General features: G+C 64.0%; 22 protein-coding genes and 1 tRNA gene. 8 read left to right on the top strand and 15 right to left on the bottom strand.

The window, feature by feature from the left end:
* The first annotated feature begins 178 nt into the window (after window positions 1-178).
* Window positions 179-1,981: a sensor domain-containing diguanylate cyclase gene (locus LPN01_RS15650; protein WP_262829350.1), complete on the top strand. Its 1,803-nt coding sequence runs from the start codon at window positions 179-181 to the stop codon at window positions 1,979-1,981.
* Window positions 1,982-2,000: 19 nt separating this feature from the next.
* Here LPN01_RS15650 and LPN01_RS15645 read toward each other — a convergent pair whose 3' ends face one another.
* The 3 genes from LPN01_RS15645 to rplU all read right to left on the bottom strand — a co-directional run bounded on the left by LPN01_RS15645 (window position 2,001) and on the right by rplU (window position 3,313).
* The gene (locus LPN01_RS15645; RefSeq protein ID WP_262829349.1) at window positions 2,001-2,543 is read right to left on the bottom strand and encodes a GNAT family N-acetyltransferase; all 543 of its coding nucleotides are present in this window, start codon (window positions 2,541-2,543) and stop codon (window positions 2,001-2,003) included.
* A 175-nt stretch (window positions 2,544-2,718) separates the two neighbouring features.
* Window positions 2,719-2,988, bottom strand: coding sequence for a 50S ribosomal protein L27 (gene rpmA / locus LPN01_RS15640; protein WP_037534549.1), 270 nt, complete (start codon window positions 2,986-2,988; stop codon window positions 2,719-2,721).
* A gap of 28 nt (window positions 2,989-3,016) precedes the next feature.
* Window positions 3,017-3,313 carry a 50S ribosomal protein L21 gene (gene rplU / locus LPN01_RS15635; RefSeq protein WP_262829348.1) on the bottom strand — a complete coding sequence of 99 codons (297 nt, stop codon included), beginning with the start codon at window positions 3,311-3,313 and terminating at the stop codon, window positions 3,017-3,019.
* A 257-nt stretch (window positions 3,314-3,570) separates the two neighbouring features.
* Between rplU and LPN01_RS15630 the strand changes: the two genes are divergently transcribed.
* Window positions 3,571-6,351 carry a TonB-dependent receptor plug domain-containing protein gene (locus tag LPN01_RS15630; protein WP_262829347.1) on the top strand — a complete coding sequence of 927 codons (2,781 nt, stop codon included), beginning with the start codon at window positions 3,571-3,573 and terminating at the stop codon, window positions 6,349-6,351.
* Between the two features lie 70 nt (window positions 6,352-6,421).
* Here LPN01_RS15630 and hspQ read toward each other — a convergent pair whose 3' ends face one another.
* Window positions 6,422-6,796: a heat shock protein HspQ gene (gene hspQ / locus LPN01_RS15625; protein WP_262829346.1), complete on the bottom strand. Its 375-nt coding sequence runs from the start codon at window positions 6,794-6,796 to the stop codon at window positions 6,422-6,424.
* 127 nt (window positions 6,797-6,923) lie between these two features.
* On the opposite strand from hspQ, the gene LPN01_RS15620 reads away from it, so the two are divergent.
* Window positions 6,924-7,013, top strand: a tRNA-Ser gene (locus LPN01_RS15620).
* Between the two features lie 390 nt (window positions 7,014-7,403).
* Here the strand turns inward: LPN01_RS15620 and LPN01_RS15615 are convergent.
* Window positions 7,404-8,939 (bottom strand): P-loop ATPase, Sll1717 family, encoded by a 1,536-nt coding sequence (locus tag LPN01_RS15615; RefSeq protein WP_410482843.1) that lies wholly within the window; start codon window positions 8,937-8,939, stop codon window positions 7,404-7,406.
* Between the two features lie 88 nt (window positions 8,940-9,027).
* Here LPN01_RS15615 and LPN01_RS15610 point away from each other — a divergent pair, with 88 nt between their 5' ends.
* The 4 genes from LPN01_RS15610 (at window position 9,028) to LPN01_RS15590 (ending at window position 12,800) form a co-directional block, all read left to right on the top strand.
* Window positions 9,028-9,606: a recombinase family protein gene (locus tag LPN01_RS15610; protein WP_262829344.1), complete on the top strand. Its 579-nt coding sequence runs from the start codon at window positions 9,028-9,030 to the stop codon at window positions 9,604-9,606.
* A gap of 115 nt (window positions 9,607-9,721) precedes the next feature.
* Window positions 9,722-10,324, top strand: coding sequence for a PEPxxWA-CTERM sorting domain-containing protein (locus LPN01_RS15605; RefSeq protein ID WP_262829343.1), 603 nt, complete (start codon window positions 9,722-9,724; stop codon window positions 10,322-10,324).
* A gap of 1,098 nt (window positions 10,325-11,422) precedes the next feature.
* A complete protein-coding gene (locus LPN01_RS15595; protein WP_262829341.1) occupies window positions 11,423-12,091 on the top strand; it encodes a PEPxxWA-CTERM sorting domain-containing protein in 669 nt (222 codons plus the stop codon).
* A gap of 16 nt (window positions 12,092-12,107) precedes the next feature.
* On the top strand, window positions 12,108-12,800 hold the full coding sequence (locus LPN01_RS15590) for a PEPxxWA-CTERM sorting domain-containing protein (protein ID WP_262829340.1): 693 nt from the start codon (window positions 12,108-12,110) through the stop codon (window positions 12,798-12,800).
* A 1,612-nt stretch (window positions 12,801-14,412) separates the two neighbouring features.
* Here the strand turns inward: LPN01_RS15590 and LPN01_RS15585 are convergent.
* From LPN01_RS15585 to LPN01_RS15580, 3 genes are all read right to left on the bottom strand, one after another.
* The gene (locus tag LPN01_RS15585) at window positions 14,413-14,724 is read right to left on the bottom strand and encodes a hypothetical protein (RefSeq protein WP_262829339.1); all 312 of its coding nucleotides are present in this window, start codon (window positions 14,722-14,724) and stop codon (window positions 14,413-14,415) included.
* On the bottom strand, window positions 14,678-14,953 hold the full coding sequence (locus LPN01_RS19160) for a helix-turn-helix transcriptional regulator (RefSeq protein WP_410482841.1): 276 nt from the start codon (window positions 14,951-14,953) through the stop codon (window positions 14,678-14,680). The genes LPN01_RS15585 and LPN01_RS19160 overlap by 47 nt, the downstream gene beginning before the upstream one ends.
* Window positions 14,954-15,093: 140 nt before the next feature.
* Window positions 15,094-16,284 (bottom strand): tyrosine-type recombinase/integrase, encoded by a 1,191-nt coding sequence (locus tag LPN01_RS15580; RefSeq protein WP_262829338.1) that lies wholly within the window; start codon window positions 16,282-16,284, stop codon window positions 15,094-15,096.
* Between the two features lie 323 nt (window positions 16,285-16,607).
* Between LPN01_RS15580 and LPN01_RS15575 the strand changes: the two genes are divergently transcribed.
* Window positions 16,608-16,826, top strand: coding sequence for a hypothetical protein (locus LPN01_RS15575; RefSeq protein WP_262829337.1), 219 nt, complete (start codon window positions 16,608-16,610; stop codon window positions 16,824-16,826).
* A 12-nt stretch (window positions 16,827-16,838) separates the two neighbouring features.
* Here the strand turns inward: LPN01_RS15575 and LPN01_RS15570 are convergent, their stop codons facing one another.
* From LPN01_RS15570 to LPN01_RS15540, 7 genes are all read right to left on the bottom strand, one after another.
* Window positions 16,839-17,504, bottom strand: a complete 666-nt coding sequence (locus tag LPN01_RS15570; protein WP_262829353.1) for a response regulator transcription factor — start codon at window positions 17,502-17,504, stop codon at window positions 16,839-16,841.
* Window positions 17,505-17,545: 41 nt separating this feature from the next.
* The gene (gene cobA, locus LPN01_RS15565; protein ID WP_262829336.1) at window positions 17,546-18,367 is read right to left on the bottom strand and encodes a uroporphyrinogen-III C-methyltransferase; all 822 of its coding nucleotides are present in this window, start codon (window positions 18,365-18,367) and stop codon (window positions 17,546-17,548) included.
* Window positions 18,357-20,957 (bottom strand): nitrate reductase, encoded by a 2,601-nt coding sequence (locus LPN01_RS15560; RefSeq protein ID WP_262829335.1) that lies wholly within the window; start codon window positions 20,955-20,957, stop codon window positions 18,357-18,359. Before LPN01_RS15560 ends, cobA begins: the two co-directional genes overlap by 11 nt.
* Before the next feature lie 145 nt (window positions 20,958-21,102).
* Window positions 21,103-21,441 (bottom strand): nitrite reductase small subunit NirD, encoded by a 339-nt coding sequence (gene nirD / locus LPN01_RS15555; RefSeq protein WP_262829334.1) that lies wholly within the window; start codon window positions 21,439-21,441, stop codon window positions 21,103-21,105.
* Window positions 21,438-23,924, bottom strand: coding sequence for a nitrite reductase large subunit NirB (nirB, locus tag LPN01_RS15550; protein WP_262829333.1), 2,487 nt, complete (start codon window positions 23,922-23,924; stop codon window positions 21,438-21,440). Before nirB ends, nirD begins: the two co-directional genes overlap by 4 nt.
* Window positions 23,921-25,126 carry an alginate export family protein gene (locus tag LPN01_RS15545; RefSeq protein ID WP_262829332.1) on the bottom strand — a complete coding sequence of 402 codons (1,206 nt, stop codon included), beginning with the start codon at window positions 25,124-25,126 and terminating at the stop codon, window positions 23,921-23,923. The genes nirB and LPN01_RS15545 overlap by 4 nt, the downstream gene beginning before the upstream one ends.
* A 2-nt stretch (window positions 25,127-25,128) precedes the next feature.
* Window positions 25,129-26,367, bottom strand: a complete 1,239-nt coding sequence (locus LPN01_RS15540) for a nitrate/nitrite transporter (protein ID WP_262829331.1) — start codon at window positions 26,365-26,367, stop codon at window positions 25,129-25,131.
* Window positions 26,368-26,481 lie beyond the last annotated feature (114 nt).

Below are 26,481 nucleotides of genomic sequence, written 5' to 3'. Positions count from 1 at the left end.
AGATGTGTATGAGGGACAGGGAAGGGGGGCGTCCCGCCGTGTGTGGCGATTCCTGCCCGAAAGCAACACCATCGCGTGATCGTCTGGCGCCGTGTCGGTCGCCCGCGCGCGCCACCGCCGCGGCGCCGCCCGCCGATCCTTGACCGGCTGTTAAGTATTTGTGGTATAAAGCCCCGTTATGGTTCGATCGCTGTCATGGCTGGGCACGTCACGCGCTGGACCGGTCGTCCTCGGCCTGAACTATTACTGGCTGGCGATCCTGTCGCTCACCTGCACCAGCGGCGCCAACCAGATCGCGACGGTATGGCCGCCGAGCGGACTGCTGCTCGCCACTTTGCTCGCGGTCCCCCGCCAGCGATTGTGGCACTTCGCCATCGCCGCGGGCGTCGCCAGCATGGTCGCCAATCTCCAGATGGGCGCGTCCCTGCCGCTCGCGGGGGGCTTCACCGCAGCGAACGTGATCGAGGGGATGATCGTCGCGCTGGCGCTGCGGCGGCGCGACGCGACGCACGTGTCGCTCATCAGCCCCTCCGGCCTGACCCGCTTCACGCTCGCGACGCTGATCGCGTCGATGGTCAGCGCGGGAATCGCGACCGCCGCATCGGGTAACGAGCGGCCGGGATTCGCGCTGTCGTGGTTCGGCACCGTCTGGCTCGGCATGCTGGTCATCGCGCCGCTTCTGCTCATCCTGTTCCGGTCGGGCGCCCCGGCGCGTCCCGGCGACGTCCGTCCGCGGGCGGTCGACCTGCTGGGCATCGGCGTCCTCACCGCCGCGCTCGCCGGGGTCACCTTCTTCCAGGACGATTATCCGCTGCTGTTCCTGCCGATCCTCGCGGTGCTGGTCGCGGTGATGCGGTGCGGAACCGCGGGCGGCATCCTCAGCATCATCATCGTCACCGTCGTCGGCACCGCCGGCCTCGGCGCCGGCCACGGCCCGATCCTCCAGGTGCGCGGCTCCTACGACGTGCGCAGCCTGTTCTTCCAATTCTACCTGCTCACTCTGTTCGTGTCGGCGTTGCCGATGGCGGCGCTGCTCGCGCGCCGCGACGAATTGCGCACCGAACTCGCCGAGCGGATCCGGTTGCTCAGCCTTGCCGAACGTGCCGCCCATATCGGCCACTGGCGGGTCGATGCCACGCGGCAGGCGGTCTATTGGTCGCCGGAGGTGTTCCATATCCACGGCCGCGCGATCGGTCCCGCCCCCAGCGTCGAGGAGGCGATCGCCTGCTACCATCCCGACGACCGCGAGCGCGTGTCGGCGATCGTGACGCAGGGGCTGACCGACGGCGTCGCCTTCGCCTTCGCCGCCCGCATCGTGCGCAGCGACGGCACCACGCGCCACGTCGTGTCGCGCGGCGAACGCGACCTGTCGTCGCGCGACGACGCCTTCGGGCTGTTCGGCGTGCTCCAGGACGTCACCGACCAGGTCGAGGCGGAGGCGATCCTGAAGGAAGCGCGCGACGCCGCCGAGCGCGCGGCCGAACAGGCGCGCTGGCTGGCCGAGACCGACGTGCTGACCGGCCTCGCCAACCGCCGCCGGATCGTCAAGCAACTCGCCGACGGCATCGCGGCGGCCGGGGAGGGCGGCGGCACGCTGTCGGTCGCGCTGTTCGACATCGATCATTTCAAGTCGGTCAACGACCGGTTCGGCCATGCGGTCGGCGACCGGGTGCTCCGCCGCGTCGCACAGGCCGCCGCCGGCGCGCTGCGCGGCAGCGACATGATCGGCCGCTACGGCGGCGAGGAATTCGTGCTCGTGCTCGCCGACGCCAGCCCCGATATCGCGATGCGCATCGCCGAACGCGTCCGCGCCGCGGTCGAGGCGAGCGTCGGGGAAGCGGACGAGCCCGGCGTGACCGTCAGCCTGGGCGTCGCCGCCTTCATTCCCGGCCTGTCGGTCGACGCCATCCTCGACCGGGCCGACCGCGCGCTCTATGCGGCCAAGCGGGACGGCCGCAACCGGCTGATGCTCGCCGCCTAGGCGGCCGGTGCCGGCGTCGTCACGCCGCGATTCGCATCGGCGCGCATCGATCGTCGAGGTTCAGATCGTAGCGTAATGCCGGTGCCGGCGCCGCCCGGGCGACCGAGCGCCGCGGCGTCATGCCGCCACCGCTGCGGAACCCGAGCTTGCGCAGCACGGCGCCGGATGCGGGATTGTCGGCGAAATGCCAGGCGGTCAGCCGCCGCAGCGGCAGCGCGTGGCGCGCCATGTCGACGACCGCGCGTCCCGCCTCGGTCGCATAGCCCCGGCCCCAGGCGGATGGCGTCAGCCAATAGCCGAGTTCGACCCCCGCGCCGTGATCGGTCAGCGCGATTCCCCCGACCAGCGCCGGCGTCGCGGTCTCGTGCGACAGGATCAGGAAGCGCGGTTCGTGCGCGCCGCGCGGGGCGGCGGCGAAGTGTTCGGCATCCGCGACGCCATAGGGATAGGGCACGCGTGCCAGCATCCGGGCGACCGCCTCGTGGCCGATCGCCTGCGCCAGCGGGGCGGCGTCTTCCGGCCACGCAGGCCGCAGCGTCAGTCTCTTGGTGCGGGCGAACATTCTTGCTCTCTCCTTGGCCGTGCCCGTGCCACGCGCCTGTGACGCGGCAGGGACAATGGGGTCATGGGAGCAAGAAAAAAGGGAGCCGGGGCGGACCCGTCTCCCTCGTCTGGCTGGTTCCTCGTCGAGAGGAACCCGGGTCGCCCTGGTGGGCAACCCGGTTGGTCGCCCGATGTTATTCGGCGGCTTCCGCCATAATCTGCACCGAGCAGAATTTACGGCCGAGCTTGCCCTCGTGGAACGCCACGCGGCCGTCGACGAGCGCGAACAGGGTATGGTCCTTGCCGATACCGACGTTCGCACCCGGATAGAATTTCGTGCCGCGCTGGCGGACGAGGATGTTGCCCGCGATCGCTTCCTGACCGCCGAACTTCTTCACGCCGAGACGACGGCCGGCCGAATCGCGACCGTTGCGCGACGAACCGCCTGCTTTCTTATGTGCCATGCTGCTCTAACTCCTGTTCGCGCTGGGCTCAGCCGACCGAAACGATCTTGAGGATCGTGTGGTTCTGGCGATGGCCGTTCTTGCGGCGGTAATTGTGACGACGACGCTTCTTGAAGACGATGACCTTGTCGGCCTTCGCCTGAGCGACGATCTCGGCGGCGACGGTCAGGCCCTCGACGCTCTTCAGCTCCGAGCCTTCGCCCGCGAGCAGGACGTCACCCAGCGTGATCGAGGCACCGGCTTCGCCGTCCAGCTTCTCGACGACGATCTTGTCTCCGGCGGCGACGCGATACTGCTTGCCGCCCGTGCGCACGACTGCGAACATGGCTCTAGTCACTTCCCAAAAAACTTGTACCCGCTCGGGAAGACCCGGCGGGATGAGGGGCGGCAGCTAAGGAAAGCCGGCCGCGATGTCAACTGCCGACGCGCGCTCGCGTTGCGGGGGATGCGATGTGGCAGTGCAGCAACAGCATGAGGCCAAATCGCGACATCGTCGGGCCGTCGCGCTTGTCGTGGCAAATCGACGACATAAAGTGTCGCCCGACCGGACGGTAGCAACGCCGCCGGAAACGGGGGAATGATATGAAGCGCGGAAACTTGCTCGCGGGCGCGTCGCTGTCCGTCGGATTGCTGGCGGCCGGACCGGTCGCGGCCCAGACGGTCCAGTCGGCACCGAGCCAGGAGACGACCGCCGCAGCGCAGACGGCGCCCGAGGACGACGCCGGCAGCCAGATCGTCGTCATCGGCAGCCGCGTCGCCAACCGCACCGTCGCGGACAGCCCGGTGCCGATCGACGTCATCTCCGAAAGCGCGTTGCAGGCGTCGGGGACGGGCGAGCTCAACAAGACGCTGAACCAGCTCGTGCCCTCGTTCAACTTCCCGCAGCCGTCGATCGCCGACGGATCGGACGTCACCCGTCCGGCGACGCTGCGCGGCCTCAACCCCGACCAGACGCTGGTGCTGCTCAACGGCAAGCGCCGCCACGTCTCGGCGCTGCTCAACATCAACGGGACCGTCGGTCGCGGTGCCGCCGCGGTCGACATGAACATGATCCCCGCGCTCGCGATCAAGCAGATCGAGGTGCTGCGCGACGGCGCATCGTCGCAATACGGGTCCGATGCGATCGCGGGCGTCATCAACGTCCAGCTCAAGACCGCCGATTCGGGCGGCCGCGCGCAGGTCAGCTACGGCAAATACGTGACGACGCTGGACGGCGTCTCCAACTTCGACGGCCTCGTCGGTGGCCAGCCGGCGCTCGACACGACCGATTCGCGCTATCTGCAGGGCGCCAGCTCGGGCGAACGCAAGGCGCGCGACGGCATCTACACGACGTTCGGCGTCAACGTCGGCCTGCCGGTCGGCGACGGCGGTTTCTTCAACTTCACCGGCGAATATCGCGACCGCAATTTCACCAACCGCCAGGGCTACGACCTGCGGCCCAACTACGTCCGCCCGACGTCGACGACGTTCGACCCGCGCGAGGCGAGCTTCAACCGGCTCGATTTCCGCTATGGCGATGCGAAGACCGAGGATTTCAACTTCCTCATCAACGCCGGCCTGCCGCTGGGCGCGGCCGATTTCTACGCCTTCGCCACCTACGGCCATCGCGACGGCCTGTCGGCGGCGAACTTCCGCCAGCAGTCGGCGGCGACCAACCGCGATTTCTCCGTGCTGACCCCTGCGACGACGCCGACCAACGGCAATTTCGTCGGCCTGACGCCGGACGGCTACCTGCCCAAGATCCAGTCGAACATCGACGACATGTCGGCGACCAGCGGCATCCGCGCCGACCTCGCCGGCTTCAAGGGCGACTTCTCGGTCGGCTTCGGCCGCAACGAGCTGAACTACCGTACCGAGGACAGCGTCAACGTCTCGTTCGGGCCGCAGAGCCAGCGCTCGTTCGATGCGGGTGGCCTGACCTTCTCGCAGATCCTCGCCAACGCCGACCTCTCGCGCCAGTTCGACGCCGGCCTCGCCGGGCCGCTGTCGTTCGCGTTCGGCGGCGAATATCGCCACGAAATCTACCAGATCCGCCCCGGCGACCCGCAATCCTATCAGACCGGCCCGTTCTTCCAGGCATCGCGGGCCACGACGTCGACCAATTGCACGGTGCTCGGCGGCGTCTACACCGGTGCGACCGGCATCTGTTCCTTCCCCGGCCGCGCCGCCGCGGCGGGTGCGCAAGGCTTCGGCGGCCTGCCCGCATCGGCGCGCACCAACGTCAATCGCGACAGCTTCGCCGGCTATGTCGAGTTCGACGCCGACCTGTTCACCGGCCTCACCGCGACGGCGGCCGGGCGATACGAACATTACAGCGACTTCGGCGACACCGTGAACGGCAAGCTCGCGCTGCGCTACGAATTCATCCCCGGCGTCGCGATCCGCGGATCGGTGTCGAACGGCTTCCGCGCGCCATCGCTGCACCAGCAATATTTCACCACCACCTCGACCAACTTCCTCGCCGGCGTGCCGGTCGACGTGTCGACGGTGCCGGTCAGCAGCCCGGTCGCCCGCGCGCTCGGATCGCAGCCGCTCGATCCCGAAAAGTCGCTCAACCTGTCGGGCGGCGCGACCCTCAATCCGTTCCGTGGCTTCAACGTCACGGTCGACTATTTCCGCATCAAGATCACCGATCGCATCGTGCTGTCGGAGAATCTGGGTGCGGCGGGCGTCGGCACGCCGGCGCAGAATGCCGCGGTACAGGCGGTGCTCGCCGCCAACGGCTTCAGCACCGTCGGTGCCGCGCGCTTCTTCATCAACGGCCTCGACACCACGACGCAGGGCGTCGATGCGGTCGCCACCTATCGCGCCAACCTGCCCGGCATCGGCGCCTGGAATTTTTCGGCGGCGTACAACTACACGCAGAACCAGATCGACAAGCGCCTCAACAACCTCGGCTCGCTCGCGCAGATCCCGGGCCTGGTGCTGTTTGGCCGGGTCGAGGGGATCCGCTTCGAGCGTGGCCAGCCGCGCACCAAGGTGGTGCTGGCGACCGACGGCAAGATCGCCGGCGTCGGCGTGTCGGCCCGCACCACGCGCTACGGTTCGGTGATCTCGCCGGAGACGACCGCACCGCTGGGCACGAACGCCACCAGCCTGACCGCGCTCGGCCCCGACGATCAGGTGCTACGCCCGAAGTGGATCACCGATTTCTCGCTCAGCTACGAACTGCGCGGCGTGCAGCTGACGCTGGGCGTCGACAATGCCTTCGACGTCTATCCCGATCGCCGGCCGTTCGGCCTGCGCCCGGCGAGCGTCGGCGGCAGCTATCCCGCGACCTATCAGTTCCTGCCGTACAGCGGGTTCTCGCCGTTCGGGTTCAACGGGCGCTTCCTTTACGCCCGCGCCGCCGTGAACTTCTGACGCCACCATCAGAAAAGGGCGCCGCGGTCGATGCCGCGGCGCCCTTTTTCATGGCCGTCGTCCGGGACCGTCAGTGGCGATGTTCGCGCCGCAAGGCATAACGGCCGTCGGCGAAGTCGGTGAACAGGCCCGAAATCGCGGGATGGTCGATCGGTTCGTCGCTTTCGTCCGGCACCAGGTTCTGCTGGCTGACATAGGCGACGTAGCTCGACTCCATGTTCTCGGCGAGCAGGTGATAGAAGGGCTGGTCCTTGCGCGGCCGCGCCGCTTCCGGAATCGCCTCATACCATTCGTCGGTGTTGGCGAAGACGGGATCGACGTCGAAGATCACGCCGCGGAAATCGAACAGCCTGTGGCGCACGACCTCGCCGATCGAAAAGCGGGCGTGCGCGATGGCGGGCGTATCGGCGAAGGGCAGGGACGTGATGGGATCGTGGCGGGGCATGCACGCAATCTAATGGTCTTTCCGATGCAGACAAGCACAACGGCGCTTGCCACCCGAAAACGAACCCGTTAGAGGCGCGCCCTCGACCGACCGAACCCGCCGTTTACGGCGCGCTGAAGTCTTCTGCGGAGAGGTGGCAGAGTGGTCGAATGTACCGCACTCGAAATGCGGCGTGCCCTAGCGGGTACCGTGGGTTCGAATCCCACCCTCTCCGCCACTTCCTTCTGGAAGTCATTGTTTTTGCTGGATTAATTCGGATTGATTCCCCGAGGTCCAACAACGCGCCCAACATCCTTGTTTTGGTGAATCCCAGCCTGTGGATTGGCGTCAACGCGATTCGACGGCCGACCTATCACGCAGTCAGATATAGCCCGAAGCGGGGTAACTTACGCGCCCGCCAAGTATTTGAGACTGGCGGGGGAGCCGACCGTCAAAGCCGATACGGTATCAAACGCATTGCCAAATATCGTACACGAGGCGCTGCCCTTGGATGTCAAGATGAGGCCCAACCCAAAAGATATAGGTGTATTGTCAATATAATACACATGCGCGAGAAGTGGTTTTAATAGCGAAGGCATTTTGATGAATAAGGCCGACCACAATAAGATTATTTTGAGGGGCGACGTTCTTCTCGCAAGTTTGCAAATTCGATCAGGCCGGGGTGAACGCGAAAGCTTTCTGCGCGCGAATCGAAAGTAGCAGTGCGGTTTTTATATCGCCAGTTCCATTCGGACCCCCCGCCACCTTTTGGCCTGCGATAGGTAACTACTGAATATTCGAACAGCTTCTTTAAGGCGGCTTCGCCATCTTGGATAGGATTGTCAGCAGTTTTTGACAGGTCGTAAGCCGCTATAAATTGCGGCTTAGTGAAAGTAACGTATCCTATGTCGCGCAGGGCCGCTATCGCGTCCTCCCATAAAGGCCAATGAGCTTTAATTTCATCGTCTAGTTCCTCCTTAAAGTATGTAGAATACTCTGCACGTGCTGCGTTTACCTCGTCATTCGAAAGTAGTCCGTCGGAGGATTTCGACTCTAATATCATATTGATAAAACTGATCACGTCACGTGGTCGGTCCAATGTACGGGCAACTATGTAATCCCACTTTTGCTGGGTACCACGCATGCGGTCTGAGTCGATCAAATCGCTCCAGTGCGTAGGAAGCCCAATAAGCTTAGTGAGCCGGACGTCGACCATTTGCTGCAAAGATTGAGAGTTCCAATTCAGGAAAAGTGCGGCGCCCCGAGATATCTTGTTCCTATCAGAAAAATTGAACGAGTCCCAAAGATCATGTCGGAGATAGACAAATGGTCTGATAAGTTGCCTTCTAGGATCAGCTCCACCGCTAAATGTCTGCGCTGCCAAGACTAGCCCGACTATCATAAGTTCCCGCTGACGCTCAAATCGCTCGATCCCGAAGTCTAGCTCGTCAAAATGCAGCTCTATCCAAGCGTTGCCTCGGTATTTCATAACTGCAGCGACGAGCCGGGATACTTCGGACGCTACGGCTTCAATTTGCTGGCCAAAATCCGGTTTGACTGACTTAAACTCTATCGACCCTATTGAATTTCCTGCTATCTGCGGATTAAGTACGGCCTTATCAATTTTGAGACGGTCCAAGGCAAACACCCGCTCGACGTCAACTGACGGGGCGCCATAATTTTGACGAAAAAAGGTACGAAGCTTTTTCTCCTCATCAATTTCGTTGTCGCGCCTAACCGAAAGGACTGCTGACGCCGCTTGAGCCGCAATAAGGTATCGCCAAGAAGCAACGTATCTCTCGATTTCCGAAACCTGTTCATTGCCGAGCGCCGCGTGTAGGCCCCATGGATATCCCCGAAGGTTTAGCGCGACCGCAAATGGGTTATTCTCATCTTTGGTGAAATGCCTGACGAGGGCCGTCTTTCCTGATCCTTTGCGTCCAAGAATCAGAAAGGCGTCGTTCGACTCAATTTTCCGCACTGCATCAGTGGTCAAAAAATAGTCCAGCACTGCGTCTGCTTCCGCCGCATTTTTACCGATCGACCTGATGTTCGGGAAATCTGTCACTTGCTTGAGGCTACAAGGTGTCATTGCGGCTGTAGCCAATCGGTAGAAAGTCTGCTCGCCAACAGGCATTAACGCAATCGGTCGTTTTGGATACATCGTCGTCAACTGTATCGAATAATAGACTCGACTACATTTAGATGCGGTGCCAATATCGATACACCGAATCGATACAGGAATTGCTTTTATGGCCCGCACATTCGCTTATTGCCGTGTCAGCACCACCGGCCAGACGACCGACAATCAGGTTCGAGAGATCGAGAGTGCCGGGTACAATGTCGATGCCAAGCGGATCGTGACGGAAACGGTGTCCGGGTCGATCGCGGCGATGGAACGCAAGGGCTTCGCTAAGCTCGTCGACCGGCTTGAGTCCGAAGACGTATTAATTGTCACGAAGCTCGACCGGTTGGGCCGGAACGCAATGGACGTTCGCGCCACTGTCGATCGCCTGGCTAGCGATGGGGTTCGTGTTCACTGCCTTGCCCTTGGTGGTGTCGATCTAACGAGCGCCGCCGGTCGGATGACCATGGGTGTTATCGCCGCCGTCGCGGAGTTCGAACGCGATCTACTTATCGAGCGGACACAGGCGGGGCTAAGTCGCGCCAAGGCGGCGGGTAAGGCTCTAGGACGCCCCCAGGCGCTGTCTAACGATCAACAGGCAGCAATCCGCACTGCGCGTGCCGCAGGCGTTTCCCTAGGCGTGCTGGCTAAGCAGCATGGCGTCTCGCGGGCCGCAATCCAGCGGGTGGAAAAACGGGCAACCTGATTGCCACCTTAGTCTCTATCTGTGACATTTGACTAATCAATATCGGTAAGCTTCGTTATTGTCGGGCCAGTCATAATCGGTTATCCGCTTTTGTAATTAACGCAAAGGGGGGTTTATGACTAATCGGACGCTTTATGCTGCGGCATTGGCGATTTCAGCCTTATATAGTGGATCTAGTAATGCTGAAATCGTGCAGTCACGTTATCAATTTAATGCGTCGGATATTCGTGGTGGGTATAATTCTCCTGTTCAGTCGTCGCCTGTATCATCAGCAAGCGGGTTTTATGAGGTTCGGTTTGACACTGTAACTGGGGATAGTTCGCTAATCGACGCGAGCATCGTATTCGATAACGGGTTCACGTTTTATAAAAATGATTTAGATCACGTCGCGGTAGAAAGAGTGCCGTTCGCTTTTTATTTTGGTGGGTCTATAGCTGGTGTGCCAGGATTCAATATGGACGGATCGAATACCGATTTCTATTCATATATTAGGTACGATGAACAATACAACAGCGTGGTTTCCGCGGATTTTACGATGATTGCCGCCGATATGCCCGGTAGTTTCTTTTACACCCGGTCGGTCGAAGTCAACTCGGCAGCGTCTCCGGCTCTGCCGGAACTTGCGACTTGGGCAATGATGATCCTCGGCACGGGCGCTGTTGGCTTCGCGATGCGTCGTCGCAATAAGGGCGTTACGACGACCGTTAAGTTTGCCTAAGCGTTCCCCCGCTCTTAAATTGAGGAAGCCGTCATCCCGGAGAAGGGGTGGCGGCTTTTTTCGCATTTGCGCTGTCTGTACTAAGGCGGCGTGTGCACGCCGATCGCAGGACCGCCGCATGACTGCTCCCCCGCGTAAGCCCTTTCGCGCCGTACCTATTCGCATGGGGAAGGTATATCGCGCCAAGCGGCGTAGAGAGAACGCACGGCGCCTCGTTGTACCGGCGTTGATCCTTGGCGTTGCTGCCCTAGTTGGCGGTATCGCGGGTGTCATGCCAACGTCCACTTTGTCGCTCCTGCGGCCCGGCTATGACGCCACGGTCAGCGGATGCACTGTTACGGACGGCGACACCATTCGGTGCGATGGCGAGCGGATAAGACTACTTGGCATCGACGCGCCAGAGTTGCCGGGTCACTGCCGGGAAGGTCGCGCTTGCGCCGGAGGCAATCCGTATGCGGCGAGGCAATCGCTTGCTGACGCGATGGTAGGCACGATCCGTATCTTCCGCGCTGGTCAGGATCGCTTCGGACGCACCTTGGCTACCTTGTCGAGCGACAAAGGCGATTTGTCATGCTGGCAGCTTCAACACGGACAGGCGGCCTACAAAGCGAGATGGGACAACGCAAAGCGCGTCGCACGGACGTGTCCGAGAAGAGCCCTGCTCTAAATAGTAGGTCGCGAATCGTTCTCTCTTTGTTCGATATGCTATCGGTGATGAACGGGGGTCGAAACGATGCGCCACGATATGCAGCTGCGCGCCGCCGCTAGGGCGATTTATGACGAGTGCTATCCGAGCGAGGAATGGAGCGCTCTGCCGTTCGAAGATGCGGAGCGGTATGGCACTATCCATTACAGACAGGCAGTATGAGCGGCGTAGAATGCAAAGACCGTGCTGTCCGGGGATGAAGTGCGGTTGCTGCTGGCTGCCGTCCTGCGCGATTCCGTTAGTTCGATCCAGAGCGTGACGCCCGGAGATCGATACCTGCTGCCTAAGTCGCCCAGGGATACATACGCCGTCAAAAATTGAGAAAAAAAAGAGTAAGCCCTAGATTAACATTCCCGACATTGTTAATGTCGCGTTAACGAAAAGGGAGACGCTTGTTGAGAAATGTCTTATTCGGTGCGATTTTTATCGGCCTGCTTGCTGTTCCGCAGATCGCAAGCGCCGCTGATTTCCTAACAATCAAGCTGGACGTATCCGGCTACGCACGTCGGGACCGTCAAACCTTTGGACCCTCCGGGTTTGAAACGTATCACCGTGAGGGCGCGCTCAACTCCTCGCTTGAACTTGTCGTACTCGGCTCGGATTTGAGCAGCTTTGGTTTCAGTCGCCTATCGGGACCAAAATATCTTTACGAGTCGATCTATGGCGCGGGGACAAAAACCAACCTCACAATAGGACAGGACGTTACGAGCTACACGAGGGGGCCGACCGGGGATTTCACCGTCAACGCCTGTGGAGACTTCACCAATATTGCATTTGGCACGACGGTCGCCGTAAACCCTCTCTGCTCGACGATTAATTTCTTTCGTGGTGAGCCAACCGGCGTTAACCTCGCTGGCGATGGAGCAAGTTTTACGGGATTTGTCACGGCGATCACTGTCACCCAAGGCTTTGGGACGCCAAACTTCCTTGGGGTACTTAATGCTCCGGTGCTTGCAATACCGGAACCGACTTCGTGGGCCATGATCGTTCTAGGCATGGGTGCCGTGGGGTATGCAACACGCCGCCGCCGACCTTTAGTTAGCAAGCCCACTTTAGCTTAACGCGGGGAGGACCAAGATGCTTTCAAAACTCATTGGTGCTTTAGGACTTGCCTTATGCACCGTTATTTCCCAGCCCGCCGCCGCGATGGTTACCGTTCAGCTATCTGGCTATATTTATTATCAGACTCCGGATACGACGAGCACGTTCGTAATAGGCCAGGAAGCCAGCGCTTGGTTTACATTTGACGAAACTGCGGCCGGCGAGACATTTTCTCCCGGCGGGGTATTAGACCCCTCGATACGGTTTTACCGCCACGCTCCCACTGGCGGCGGAATGACGATTGGTGACTACAAGGTCACATTCAGTGAAGCAGCTAGAATGTTCGTTACAAATAACGAAGCGGGTCCGAATGGACCCATTGACCGTATCTTATTCGATGACTTTGGCGCGATAGGCGATCCCATTGCAGGGCGTAATCTAGACGTTGTTAGTATTAGTTTTCAAGATAACACTTCGACCGTAATAGACAGTCTCGATTTGCCGACTAATCCTGCTACCTTTGCCGCCTTTAAAGGCGCTAAAGCATCCTTGGACTGGAACCCATACCTCAACGCCGCCCATCGTATATCAATCGACTTTTTCTCCGTTTCTATCATCGCGGTTCCTGAACCCACAACATGGGTGATGATGATCCTCGGCATCGGTGCTGTCGGCTTCGCAATGCGCCGCCGTCAGAAGAACGTGACCACGACCGTCAAATTCGCATAATTTCTAGAGGTTCATGGTCGAACCTTAAGCCGTCGTTTGGGCAACCGGACGGCGGCTTTTACTTTGAGCTTTATTAGCAGTAAAGCAGCGGTCGGCTTGGCCGTCATGTGCGGGCAGAGGGGGGTTAATTTTACCTGCTGATAAAGATACCCGACGCTTGCCGTTGAATGGTAACATAAGCGGCGGCGGCGGCGGCGGCGGCGACGACCGAAGTCCTAGAGGATTATCGCCGCTGGTGTACCGATCCGTACACAGTGCCGCCCCCATTTTTCCGGCAACCTCACACCTAGCCATCGCTTGCCCATGATCGCGCAACGTGCCTGACGTGGAAGCTTTAAATACCTCCGTAGGAGCACGCTGCGCCGTTTCAGCTACGTGGTAGCTTGTCTACGCACTTGCCGCTGTACAGTCCCTTAGCGTCAGTATTTAGGGCCTGCCGCGGTTTGGTCTACGCGGCGTCGCACTTGTAAGTCAGTTGCGCGTGCATATGGCATCTCTCGGCGTTATCCGCGCCGGTGTGACCCTGTATGGCATTGGCGTAGCGAATGGACGACACGGACGAACTAATTGCCCTTGTTTACGGACAGGGGTTCAAAACCGGTGTCGATCCCGAGGGTACGCGCCTTGACTGTCCGTTTTGCAACGACCGGTTGGACCTATGCCGCGCTTGGCTGGCGGGTTTTAGCACTGGTAGGCTTACCCGGAAGGAACAGGGCTGATCTGCCGTATGGTTCTACCGCGGTTGGTACGGCTGGCGTTATGGTGAGGTGTCAGAAATCTGTGATGCTCACAAGTTGCGCGTTAGCACGGTGATTAAGACCCATCCGTACTAGCCGTTGCGCGAATTCTGGCATCCTTTAAGCTATGCGCCTGTGATCGGAGCGCGGTCGTTGCAGAAGCCATACCAACCGTGTTCAGTTATATTTACGGCAGCATGGCTGCCTTAAATTAATAAGCGTTTAGGTAAGTTTAGCTTCATATCGAAATAAACAATGACAACATTGGTGACGGATTGCTTTTCGTCGCTTATTACGGTATACTTTGCTCATTAGACGACGATTGCCAGCGGCTAGAACGTCTCAAAATCATCTAAGCTATAGCGCCTCCCGTGTGGGCCGGATCACACGGGCAATGAACATCGATAGCAACCTTGCTCGCGAAGGCTTCCCGCCGATATGCAGCAGACCTACGTTGTGTTTTGCCTTACACCGTAAAGCCTTGGGAGCGGTGCCAAGTTGATTTCTTTGGGGAACTTTTAGGCCGCAAGGCTGACCTCCGACCCTCCGGCTGGACAGAGATAGTCCGATGGAAAAACCTAACGTATAATGGGCTGATATTATGCTCCTAGTGGCGTCACTAGGTATCACGCGGTGTGGCTCCCGCCTCTTTCCTTTCAAGGGAGTGAGCAAGTAGCAGTTAGGCTATATTAGAAATCGTTGAAAGTATCTCGGGTGTAAGACTCCGCGTAAGTTATTAGTTAGTATCTTGTATAATCAATTACCTGATTATCTTCTAACTGGTATCACCCTAGCGGAGGCCGAGGTGTGCTTTGAAAACAGGCGCGAAGAAAGGGGGCATCGCAATGAGCCCCCAGGCAATCATCTTTTCTCTGTTAGATTACATTGTAAGTACCAGCCGGATAGTGACGGCGCTCTCGGACGATAAAACTTAGGACAAACCCATCACCGCGGGGCAAGCCAAGTGCCCCGAGGATTGCGACCCGAATATTTTCCATATCATTACCGTCAATGCCATCGTGACCGTTGCCACCCTTGACCAAAAGTTGACGGTCAGTAAGAATGATGATTGTTGGATGGGAGCGATCGGAGTTGAATTCCTGATTAAACTCTATAGTCATGCCGGTTACGAGGCGTGGCCTATCTGAATCGAGCGGTAGCCGATCTACAATATCTTGTAGTTTCATTTTTCAATCTCCAAAAGGACTTGGCTTTATTGACGGCGATTGCTTGTAATCGATCCGGCAATTGCTCAATCCAGTTGGTGATGTCGGACAGGCGCCAGCGGACAGCGCCTCGCCCAAGCGACACAGGCGGAGGAAAGCTTCCGCAATTAATATAATTGTAAATCGATGATTTGCTTAGTGAGGTAATAAGCTCGACCTCGCTTCGTCGAATTAGCCTGTCCACCGTCATAGCTGTCCTCCGCCGGTCGTCCGGTGAGACTCAATGTAGACGCACAGTTATGGCAAATTACAGACTTGAAAAATAAAAAATCTTGCCCTAGTGTATGATGGCGATAAGACAGTTGAATTGGATTGGTGGCTTACTACCGGTCAAGTTAATTGCGGTGCTACGTAATTAGACCAGTCATCCATAAGCGTTCGTCGCTTATCAAACAGGTCGGATCGCGCGTACGCTGCCTCCGCCTTGTCTTTGATGATGTGCGCCAAAGCGAATTCGATCACCTCGCGGGAGTGCGCCGTCGCCTCGCCAGCCCAAACGCGGAATGATGACCGGAAGCCGTGTGGAACGGCAGCGATGCCGAAGTCCTTCATCAGCTTCGAGAGGGTCATATCCGAAAGGGGCTTCGTGTCCTTGGTGCCGGGGAACACAAGGTCGTCCGTGCTGCGCTTCAAAGCCTTGGCTTCGGCAAGGATCGCAAGACACCGGGCAGACAGTGGCACCCGGTGATCCTTCTTCGCCTTCATACGGGCAGCGGGGATTGTCCAAATGGCTTTAGCTAGGTCAAATTCGCTCCATACGGCGTTACGTGTCTCTGCCGATCGTGTGGCAGTCAGGACGAGGAACTCAAACGCCAGCTTAGTGACCATTCTGGCGTCGCTATCCAGCACCATCTTAATTGCGCCGCCGACCTGATCGTAGGGCAGGGCCTTGCGATGCACCGTCTTGGATCGGTCGTGCTTGGGCAGCGCCTTGGTGATCGTCTCTGCCGGATTATCTGTGCGCCACCCGTTCGCCACCGCCCATTTGAATACAGAGCTTATTCGCTGTTTGACCCTGCGAGCAGTTTCCGGCTTTTCGTTCCAGATCGAAGACAGCGCACCCAGAACGTCGGCGCTGCTGACAATATCGACGCGCTTCGACCCAAATGCCAGAAACGCGTAGTTCGTCATCGTATTAATCCACTGATCGCCGTGCTTGTCATTACGCCATGTTGGCTTTGACAGATCGTGTACCTTCCTTGCTGCCTCTTCGAACGTCAGGATGCCTCTAGAGCGCTGCTTGGCTGCAATGGGGTCATCACCCGCTCTCGCCGCCTTTCGATGCTGTAGGGCCGCTTCTCGGGCTTCTGCGAGGCTAACAAGGCTGGCGGAGCCTAGCCCGATGTCCCGGCGCTTCCCGTGGATCACGATACGCTGGACCCAGCGCTTGGCGCCGGTAGCATCGACCTTCAAATATAGGCCATGCCCGTCACCGTAAAAGCCGGCTTCTTTGACCGTGCGCACGAACGCGGCGCTAAGCCGCTTTTCTTGGTGCCGTCCTGCTGGCTTGGTTCCGCTCATCCGCCCTACATAGCAACCAACATAAAACTTGGGAATATGCTGGATCGTGCTGGACTGCCTTAGACCACACCTACTGCTAAGCCATTGGTATACATCGGAAAGATGGATCGCCGTGGTTCGCATTGGACACGATGTTGGCAGACACCCTCTCCGCCATTCCCCATCACTGATGCCGGCCGGACGGCCGTGCGCCCCGCCGCCATGCGGCCGAGGCCGCGCGTCCACGGGATACGCCCAAAATTCCGTCCCTAGGGAATATATCGTATTCTTTATCGTGCGATGGTCTGGCACCACGCGTGCCGGAACGACGGAAGGGATGCGCGATGTCGATGGGATCACGGCCGCCCGGCCATCGGCATCGGGACGAGGTCGAGGCGCTGCGCCGCTTGTCGCTGCTGCTGGTCGAGGCGGAGGGGATCGCCGCCGGGCTGGCGATGGACTTCGCCGCGCTGCGCATCGAGGAAGCCGCGATGATGGTGCGCGATCGTGCGCTCGAGGGCCGGCGGGCGGACGACTGGAGTGCCATCGCGCCCTTCCAGTGAACGCGCCGCGGCTCAGTCGACGTGCAGCGCCGGGTTCACCATGCCGCACACCTGCGCGATGAACGCGATGCGCAGCGCCTGCGACAGCGACTCGGCGTTCAGCTTGGCCATGACGTTGGCGCGATGGATCTCCACGGTGCGGGCGGAAATGGCGAGGCGACGGCCGATCTCCTTGTTCGACCAGCCGCGGGTCAGGCCCTCAAGCACCTCGCGCTCGCGGTTGCTGAGCACATGGAGCGCGGCGTGGACGCGGCGCATGGTCGCCTCCCGCCGCCGCGCCTTGCCGAGCCGTTGCCGCGCGATCAGAAGCGCATCGCGCAGGCGATCCGCGTCGAGCGGCTTGGCGAGATAGTCGATCGCGCCGCGCCGCATCGCGTCGACGCCGTGCTGCCATTGCGGCGTGGCGGTGACGATGACGCTGGGCAGCCCGATGTCCGGGTCGGCGAGCCGGGCCTGCACGGCGGCGACGCCGATGTCCGCGTCATAGGGGTCGATGACGACGCAGCCGCTGTCGACCGCATGCGCGCAGGCGACGAAGGCGGCGACGTCGGGCCAGAGTCGGGCGACGACATCGTGTCGCGCGATGGTGCGCATCGCGTGGGCGGCGGCATCGGCATCCCGATCGACGACATGGACGCACAGCACGTCGGGCAGCCCCGTCGCCGGCCCCGCCTGCATCCCGCTCACGCCGCACCTCCATCGCTCATCGGCGGCGTCTATCAGCTCGCCGGATCGTGGCCAACAGGCGCCCGATCGCGGATGTCCCGCGAGCAGACGGTCTCGTCGTCGGTCGCGCCCACGCGACCGCGCGCGCCCATCGCCGCGCCGATCAGCAGCAGCGCGGGGTCGCGATCGCCGATCGTGCGGACGAGGAAGGCGAGCGCGTCGAGGCGACCGTGGATCAGCCGCTCGTCGGGCAGCGAGACGTTGACCGCGATCGCTACCGGCGTGTCGCGCGGCAGCCCGTGGCCGATCAGCTCGCGTGCGACCTCCGCGGCGGCGGCGCGTCCCATATAGACCGCCAGCGTCGCCCGCGGATGCGCGAGCGCGGCCCAGTCGAGGTCGAGCGGCTCCCCCGCCCTGGCATGCGCGGTGACGAAGGTCAGCGACCGCGCGAGGCCGCGCAGCGTCAGCGACAGGGTCGCCGAGGCGGCGGCGGCGCTGGCCGCGGTGATGCCGGGGCAGACGTGGACGGGAATGCCGTGCGCGATGCAGGCGTCGATCTCTTCGGTCGAGCGGCCGAAGATCGACGGATCGCCGCCCTTCAGGCGGACGACGCGCCGGCCGCGCCGGGCGGCGGCGACGATCAGCGCGTCGATCGTCGCCTGGTCCTTCGAATGGCGGCCCGACCGCTTGCCCACGCCGATGCGTGCGACACCGGGCGGGATCAGCGCGAGGACGCCGGGGCCGACCAAGGCGTCGTGGAACACGATGTCGGCGGCGGCGATCAGCCGTTCGGCCTTGCGGGTCAGCAGGTCGGGATCGCCGGGGCCGGCGCCGACCAGCCATACCGAACCGCGGGCGATGACGTCATGCGACATGGGTTTGACTTTCCTGGAGAAGTCTCGCGAGCGCCGGGCGGCACGATCCGCAGTTGGTGCCGGCCTTCAGCGCACCGCCGATCGCGGCGACGTCGGTCAGCCGCTGGCTGGCGATCGCGGCGACGATGGTCGTCAGGCCGACGTCGAAGCAGGCGCATACGATCGGCCCGCGATCGACCTGCACGCCCGGCGCGCGTCCGGCGAGCAGGGTGGGGGGGGCGACGGGTTCGGCGAGTTGCGCGACCAGCCAGTCGCGCCCCGGCAGCGTGCCGTCGCGCGTGACGAACAGCGCCGCCGCGAGCCGACCCTGGCGCAGGACGGCGACGCGCCGGCTGCCGCGCGCGGCGTCGATCGCCTCCAGCCGCTCGCCGGCGGGAAGCAGCCGGTCGAGCCGTGCCGGATCGCCGTCCCCCGCCAGATCCCAGACGGTGCCACAGGGTACCGCGACGCGTGTCGCCCACAGGCAGTCGGGACGGTCGCCGGTGTCGCCCGCGACGATCACGAACCCGCGCCACGCGACGGCGACGGGCGTGATCCGCGCGGGCGTGGCCTTGAACCCCGGCTGGCCGGAGATCAGATCGGCGAGCGGGCGCGGCAGCAGTCCGGTGCGGCCACCGGTCGCGGTGCGGTCGGTCCAGTGGATCGGGACGAACAGCTCGCCGCGTCGCTGCGTCGCCGCCAGCCTGATGCGGAACAGGCTGTCCCCCTGCGGCGTGGCGACGCGGGCGAGGCCGCCGTCGCGCAGCCCCAGCGCGGCGGCATCGTCCGGATGCACCTCGACCAGCGGTTCCTCGCGGTGACGCGCGAGCCGGGGCGACAGGCCGGTGCGCGTCATGCTGTGCCAATGGTCGCGATAGCGGCCGGTGTTGAGCGTCATCGGCCAGTCGGCGAGCGGCGCCCCGATCGGCTTCTGCGTCACCGGTACCAGTCGCGCGCGGCCGTCTGGCGTCGGATAGCGACCGTCGGCGAACGGCGTGCCGCCCCACCGGAACGGCGGCATCGCGTCATAGGCGGCGTTGCCGATCGCGGCATGCCCCGGCAGCGCGAACAGGCGCCGCCGACCCCCGGCGTCGTCGTTCTCGTACATCGACAGCCGGCAATGCTCGCGCCAGATCTCGGCGGGGCGGTCGTAGGCGAAGGCGGTCTTCCACCCCATCCGCCGGCCGACCTCCTTGACGATCCACCAGTCAGGCTTCGCTTCGCCGGGGAGGGGGAGGAAGGCGCGCTGGCGGCTGACGGTGCGATCGGAATTGGTGACCGTCCCGTCCTTTTCCCCCCAGGCCGCGGCCGGCAGGCGGACGTGCGCGTGGACGCTGGTGTCGGTCGCGGCGATCACGTCGCTGACGACGACGAACGGACAGGCGGCGAGGCCATCGCGCACGCGACCGGCATCGGGCATCGACACGGCGGGGTTGGTCGCCATCACCCACAGCGCCTTGATCCGGCCGTGGCCGAGCTCGCGGAACAGGTCGACTGCCTTCAACCCCGGCGCGGTCGCCATGTTGGGCGCCGCCCAGAAGCGGCCGACACGGGCCACGTTATCGGGCGCGAAGTCCATGTGCGCCGCCAGCGTCGAGGCGAGGCCGCCGACCTCGCGCCCGCCCATCGCATTGGGCTGGCCGGTGATCGAGAAGGGCGCCGCGCCCGGCTTGCCGATCCGCGCGGTCGCGAGGTGGACGTTGAGGATGGCGTTCACCTGATCGGTGCCGGCAAGCGACTGGTTGATCCCCTGGCTGAACATCGTGACGGTGCGCGGCGTGGCGGCGAACAGGTCGAAGAAGCGCCGCAGGTCCTCGGCCGGCACGTCGCATGCCCGTGCCGTCGACCACAGGTCGCTGCCCGCGCCGCACGTCGCCCAGAAGCCCTCCGGCGTCGCGACGTGCCGGGCGAGATAGGCGTCGTCGACGACGCCGGCGGCGCGGCACCACGCCAGCAGCCCCTGCATCAGCGCGACGTCGCTGCCCGGACGGATCGCAAGGTGCAGGTCGGCGCCGTCGGCGGTCTCGGTACGGCGCGGATCGATCACCACCAGCCGGGTGCCGCGGGCGGCGCGGGCGGCCTCGATCCGCTGCCAGACGATCGGGTGGCACCAGGCGGTGTTACTGCCGACGAGCACGATCAGGTCGGCGGCGTCGAGGTCGGCATAGGTGGCCGGGACGATATCCTCGCCGAACGCGCGCGTGTGGCCCGCCACCGCGCTCGACATGCACAGGCGCGAATTGGTGTCGATGTTCGCCGAACCGATGAAGCCCTTCATCAGCTTGTTGGCGACGTAATAATCCTCGGTCAGCAGCTGGCCCGAGACGTAGAAGGCGACGCTGTTGGGCCCGTGCGTCGCGATCGTCTCGCGGAAGCGCCGGGCGACGAGGTCGAGCGCCCTGTCCCACGACGCGCGCCGCGCGCCGATCATGGGCGCGAGCAGCCGCCCCTCGAGCCCGATCGTCTCGCCGAGATGCGTGCCCTTGGAACACAGGCGACCGGCATTGGCGGGATGATCGGGATCGCCCGCGATCGTCGCGGTGCGCGCGCCGGTCGGCGTCGCGACGACGCCGCAGCCGACCCCGCAATAGGCGCAGGTGGTGCGGATCATGGTTCCTCCCCGGCACGGGGAGGGGAACCGCGACGCGCAGCGGCGTGGTGGAGGGGGGGCTCCACGATGCGAACCGTTTGTGGAAGCCCCCCTCCACCGGCTTCGCCGGTCCCCCTCCCCATGCCGGGGAGGAATGGCTTGCCGCTCACGCCGCCGCCCGCAGCGCGCCGGCGCGACAGATCAGCACACGCCCGGCGGTCACCTTCACCGGCACCACCGGGGTACAGCCCTTGTCCTCGCCGAGCGCTTCCCCCGTCGTCAGCGATATCCGCCAGTTGTGCAGCGGACAGGCGACGGCGCCGCCGTGGACGATGCCCTGGCTGAGCCGTCCGTGCTTGTGCGGGCAGCGGTCGAGCAGCGCGAAGACCCTGCCGTCGCCGGTGCGGAACACCGCGATGTCGTCGCCGCCGGTCACCTGTACGGTGCGGCTGCCGCGGACCGGAATCTCGTCGACCCAGCCGATGTCGAGCCATTCGCCGGTCATGCCCCCACCTCCATCGGCCGCACTTCCGGCTTCGGCGTGAATACCGCCATCGGCGCATGCTGTTCGCGCGCCGCGCCACCCGCGCGCGCGGCCCATGGGTCGTCCTGCGAGACGCTCTGCGACAGGTGGAAGCGCGCGGCGAGGGCGTCGCGGCCCCCGGCGTCGTCGGCGATCCGCGCGCGGATATAGTCGACCCCGATCCGTTCGATCCACGGCGCGGTGCGTTCGAGGTAGCGCGCCTCCTCGCGGTACAATTGGATGAAGGCGGCGCAATGGTGCATCGCCTCCGCCTCGGTCGCGACGCGGCACAGGAAGTCGGTCGCGCGCACCTTGATGCCGCCATTGCCGCCGACGTGCAGTTCGTAGCCCGAATCGACGCAGACGATGCCGAAGTCCTTGATCGTCGCCTCGGCGCAATTGCGCGGGCAGCCGGACACGGCGATCTTGAACTTGTGCGGCATCCAGCTGCCCCAGGTCATCCGTTCGACCTTGACGCCGAGGCCGGTCGAGTCCTGCGTGCCGAAGCGGCACCATTCGGAGCCGACGCAGGTCTTCACCGTGCGCAGCGACTTGCCATAGGCGTGGCCGCTGACCATGCCGGCGGCGTTGAGGTCGGCCCAGACCGCGGGCAGGTCCTCCTTGCGGATGCCGAAGATGTCGAGCCGCTGGCCGCCGGTCACCTTCACCATCGGCGCATCGTATTTCTCGACGACGTCGGCGATCGCGCGCAGCTCGCGGGGCGAGGTGATCCCGCCCCACATCCGCGGCACCACCGAATAGGTGCCGTCCTTCTGGATGTTGGCGTGCATGCGCTCGTTGACGAAACGGCTCTGCTGGTCGTCCTTATATGTGCCGGGCAGCGCGCAGAGCAGATAGTAATTGAGCGCGGGCCGGCACGACGAACAGCCGTCGGGGGTCGACCAGTGCAGCTCGTGCATGACCTCGGGGATCGATCGCATGCCCTGCGCGACGATTTCGCGCCGGACGTCGTCGTGGCCGAAGCTGGTGCATTTGCACATCGTCTTCGGCCCGGCCTCGACCTCGTCGCCCAGCGTCAGCGCCAGGATCGTCTCGACGAGGCCGCTGCACGATCCGCAGCTGGCGGACGCCTTGCAACCGCTGCGCACCGCGTCGAGGCTGTGCGCGCCGCGCGTGATACAGGCGACGACCTGCCCCTTCGAAACGCCGTTGCAGCCGCAGATCTCCGCCGTGTCGGAGAGCGCCGCAACGGCCGCCTTAGGGTCCGCCGCGCCCCCTCCCGCGGCGAAGGCCTGGCCGAAGATCAGCATGTCGCGGATCGCGGAGACGTCCGCACCCTCGCGCAGCAGGTCGAAATACCAGCCGCCGTCGGCGGTGTCGCCGTAGAGCACCGCGCCGACGACGCGATCCTGCTTCACCACGACCCGCTTGTAGATGCCGCGCGCCGCGTCGCGCAGCACGATGTCCTCGGCGCCGTCCCCGCCCGAGAAATCGCCCGCGGAAAAGACGTCGAGCCCCGCGACTTTGAGCTTGGTCGAGGTCACCGACCCGCGATAGCCGCTGTGCCGCCCGGTCAGCCCGTCCGCCAGCGCGCGGCACATGTCCCACAGCGGCGCCACCAGGCCGTAGACGTTGCCGTCGTGCTCGACGCACTCGCCGACCGCGAGGATCGCGGGGTCGCTGGTGACCATATGGTCGTCGACCTGGATGCCGCGTCCGACCTCGAGGCCCGCGGCGCGCGCCAGCGCCACCGACGGACGGATGCCGACCGCCATCACGACGAGGCTGGCCGGGATCACCGTCCCGTCCTTTAGGGCGACGCCCTCGACCCGTCCGTCGCCGAGGATCGCGGCAGTGTGCGCTTCGGTCAGGATCGTCTGGCCGCGCGCCTCCAGCGCCGATTTGAGCAGCCATCCCGCCGCCTCGTCCAGCTGACGCTCCATCAGCGTCGGCATCAGGTGGATGACGGTCACCTTCATGCCGCGCAGCGACAGGCCGTGCGCCGCCTCCAGCCCGAGCAGGCCGCCGCCGATGACGACCGCATGGCCGCCGCCCGCCGCCCGGCCGGCCTCGGCCGCGGCCAGCATGCGGTCGACGTCGGCCATGTCGCGGAAGCTGACGACGCCGGGCAGGTCGCTGCCGGGCACCGGGATGATGAACGGATCGGACCCGGTGGCGATCAGCAGCCGGTCGTAGGCGACGGCGCGGCCCGATCGCGCGGTGACGGTCCGCGCGTCGCGATCGATCGCCGCGACGGGATCGCCGGCGATCAGCTCGATGCCGTGGCCGGCATACCAGCTGAGGTCGTTTATGACGATGTCGTCGAACGTCTTTTCGCCCGCCAGCACCGGCGACAGCATGATCCGGTTGTAGTTGACGTGCGGCTCGGCGCCGAAGATCGTCACGCGATAGCGGGCGGGATCGCGCGCGATCACTTCCTCCACCGCACGACAGCCGGCCATGCCGTTGCCGATGACGACGAGGTGTTCCTGTGCTTGGGTCATAGGGTCCAGTCCAGTTGGAGCCAGAGTTTGCGAAGGTCGGTGGCGAAGCGGTCGGCCATGTAATCGGCGTAGCGGACGCCGACGGTGGTGCGGCCGACCTTCGCCTGCGCGAGCAGGTTGAGCGCGTTGCCGTAATGGCGGACCGCCCGGTCGCTTTCGAACCGGTGATAGGCGGCGAGCAGCTGCACCGCCTTCAGCCGGCCCAGCTGCTTCCAGTTCCAACCGGCGCTGGCGTAGAGGTCGCGCACGCCATCGGGGGGCGTCGGGTTGAACCGGTCGGTCCAGCCCTGGAACTTGAACACCGCGGCGAGCGGCGTCTGAAAGCTGGTGAACGCCGCCCCGTGGCTCGCGCCGAGCACCTCATACCCCGCGCCCACGCGCGGGCCGGCGAGATCGAGGCCGACGTCCGCCAGCCAGTAATCGGCGGCATAGGCGTTGGGGTTGCGATGATAGTCGGACTGGCGCGCGTGGCTGGCGTTCCACGACAGCGTCGCCTTGCCGAAGCCGTGCGACCCGTACAGCCGCGCGCCATAGGTCTGGCTCGACAGGCGGTAGCCCTGCACCTGCGCCTCGTCCTGGTCGACCAGATAGGCAAAGCCGGTCAGCGTCCCCACCGGCGTCGCCACGCCCAGCGTCGCGAAGACGTTGTCGCCGCCGATCGCCTGCTGCCGGGCGCCCGCGCCGTCGATGCCCCAGACGGTGCGGACGCTCCAGGCGTAGGTGACGTCGGCCTTCACGCCCTTGATCGGGGTCGCCTCGGCACGCACCGCGTCGAACGTCTGGGCGTTGTTGCGGATCGCCGCGGCGCCGACGAAGCGTTCGTCCTCCAACGCCAGCCGCTGGCGGCCCGCGGTCACCGTCAGCCCCGGCGCGCGATATTGCAGCTGCGCGCGGAACAGCGCGATGTTCTGCGGATCGGCGACCAGCGGGCGCTGCGTCGCCGGTCCGTGCAGCCCGTCGTAATAGTCGCCGACGATGGCAAGGTTGCCCTGCGCCTCGGCCAGTGCGGACCAGCGTCCCTCGCTGACCTGCAACCCGGTCCGCACCCGCGCGGTAACGGCATCGGACCCGTCGGGCAGGCCGCCCTGTTCGACGTGTTCGTGACGCAGCCGGACCTCGGCGAGCGGGGTGATCGTCTGCGCCGCGGCCGGGGCGGCCAGCGACAGGAGGGGCAGGATGGGCAGGCGGGTGGCAAGGCGCATCGTCAGATCCGTACGGTATCGGCGGCGCCCCAGCGCGCACGCCATCCACGCTTCACTAGCGTCAGTGCCGCGAGCGCCACCAGCGCCAGCGCGGCGAAGATCAGGAACCCGCCCGAAAAGCTGCCGGTCACCTGCCGCGCGATGCCGAGCGACGAGGCGAGGTAGAAGCCGCCGATGCCCCCGGCGAAACCGACGAGGCCGGTCATCACGCCGATCTCCGCGGCGAAACGCTGCGGCACCAGCTGGAATACCGCGCCGTTGCCGGTGCCGAGCGCCAGCATCGCCACTACGAACAGCGCCATCGCCGCGGTGACGCTGTCCGCCATGGCGACCCCGGCCAGCGCCAGCGCGGCGATCGCGAACACGCCGGTCAGCGTCCGGACGCCTCCCACCGCATCGGCGAGCGCGCCGCCCATCGGTCGCACCAGCGAGCCCGCGAAGACGCAGGCCGCGGTGCAATAGCCCGCCTGCACCGTCGTCAGCCCGAAGCGGTCGGTGAAATAGATCGGCAGGCTGGCCGCGAGCCCGACGAAGCCGCCGAAGGTCACCGCGTAGAAGCCCATCAGCGACCAGGCGTCGGCGGACGTCAGCGGCGTCAGATATTGGCCGAGCGTCTTGGGTGCGGGCGCGTTCGGCGCGTCCTTCGCCATCGCCATATAGGCGGCGAACACCAGCACCAGCGGGATGCAGGCGAGGCCCAGCACCGCGTTCCAGCCGAACAGTTTCGCAAGGGCAGGGGCGAACAGCGCCGCCAGCACGGTGCCCGAATTGCCCATGCCGGCAAGGCCCATCGCCTTGCCCTGATGCTGCGGCGGATACCAGCGGCTGGCGAGCGGCAGCGCGATCGCGAAGCTCGCCCCCGCGAACCCCAGGATGACGCCCAGCGCCAGCGTGCCGGCGAAACTGTCCACCCCCAGCATCCAGGCGCCGAACAGGCCGGCGATGACGATGACCTGGCTGATCGCCCCCGCGGTCTTGGGGCCGATCCGGTCGACGAGCAGCCCGTTGACGATGCGCAGCACCGCGCCCGCCAGTGTCGGCGTCGCCACCATCAGCCCCTTTTCGGCGGGAGTCAGCGCCAGCGTCTTCGCGATCTCGGGCGCGAGCGGCCCGAGCAGCACCCACACCATGAAGGCGAGGTCGAAATAGAGGAACGCCGCGATCAGCGTCGGCATATGGCCGCTCGCCCAAAATCCGTTCGCGTCGCGCGTCCTGCGCTGGTTCCAGATCGCCGTGGCCATAAGGTCGTACCCCCATCTGCGATGGTCAAAGAAAAAGCCGCCAGGACGGCGGCCATCACTGGCTGCATCCTGGCGGCTTCGTTGCCGTTCGACGGACGGACCTGCGCCCGATCG

It is taken from the genome of Sphingomonas sp. A2-49 (genome assembly GCF_025548555.1).
Lineage (GTDB): Bacteria > Pseudomonadota > Alphaproteobacteria > Sphingomonadales > Sphingomonadaceae > Sphingomonas.
The sequence above is the reverse complement of the archived record's forward strand: the minus strand, read 5'-3'. Positions and strand labels throughout refer to the sequence as shown.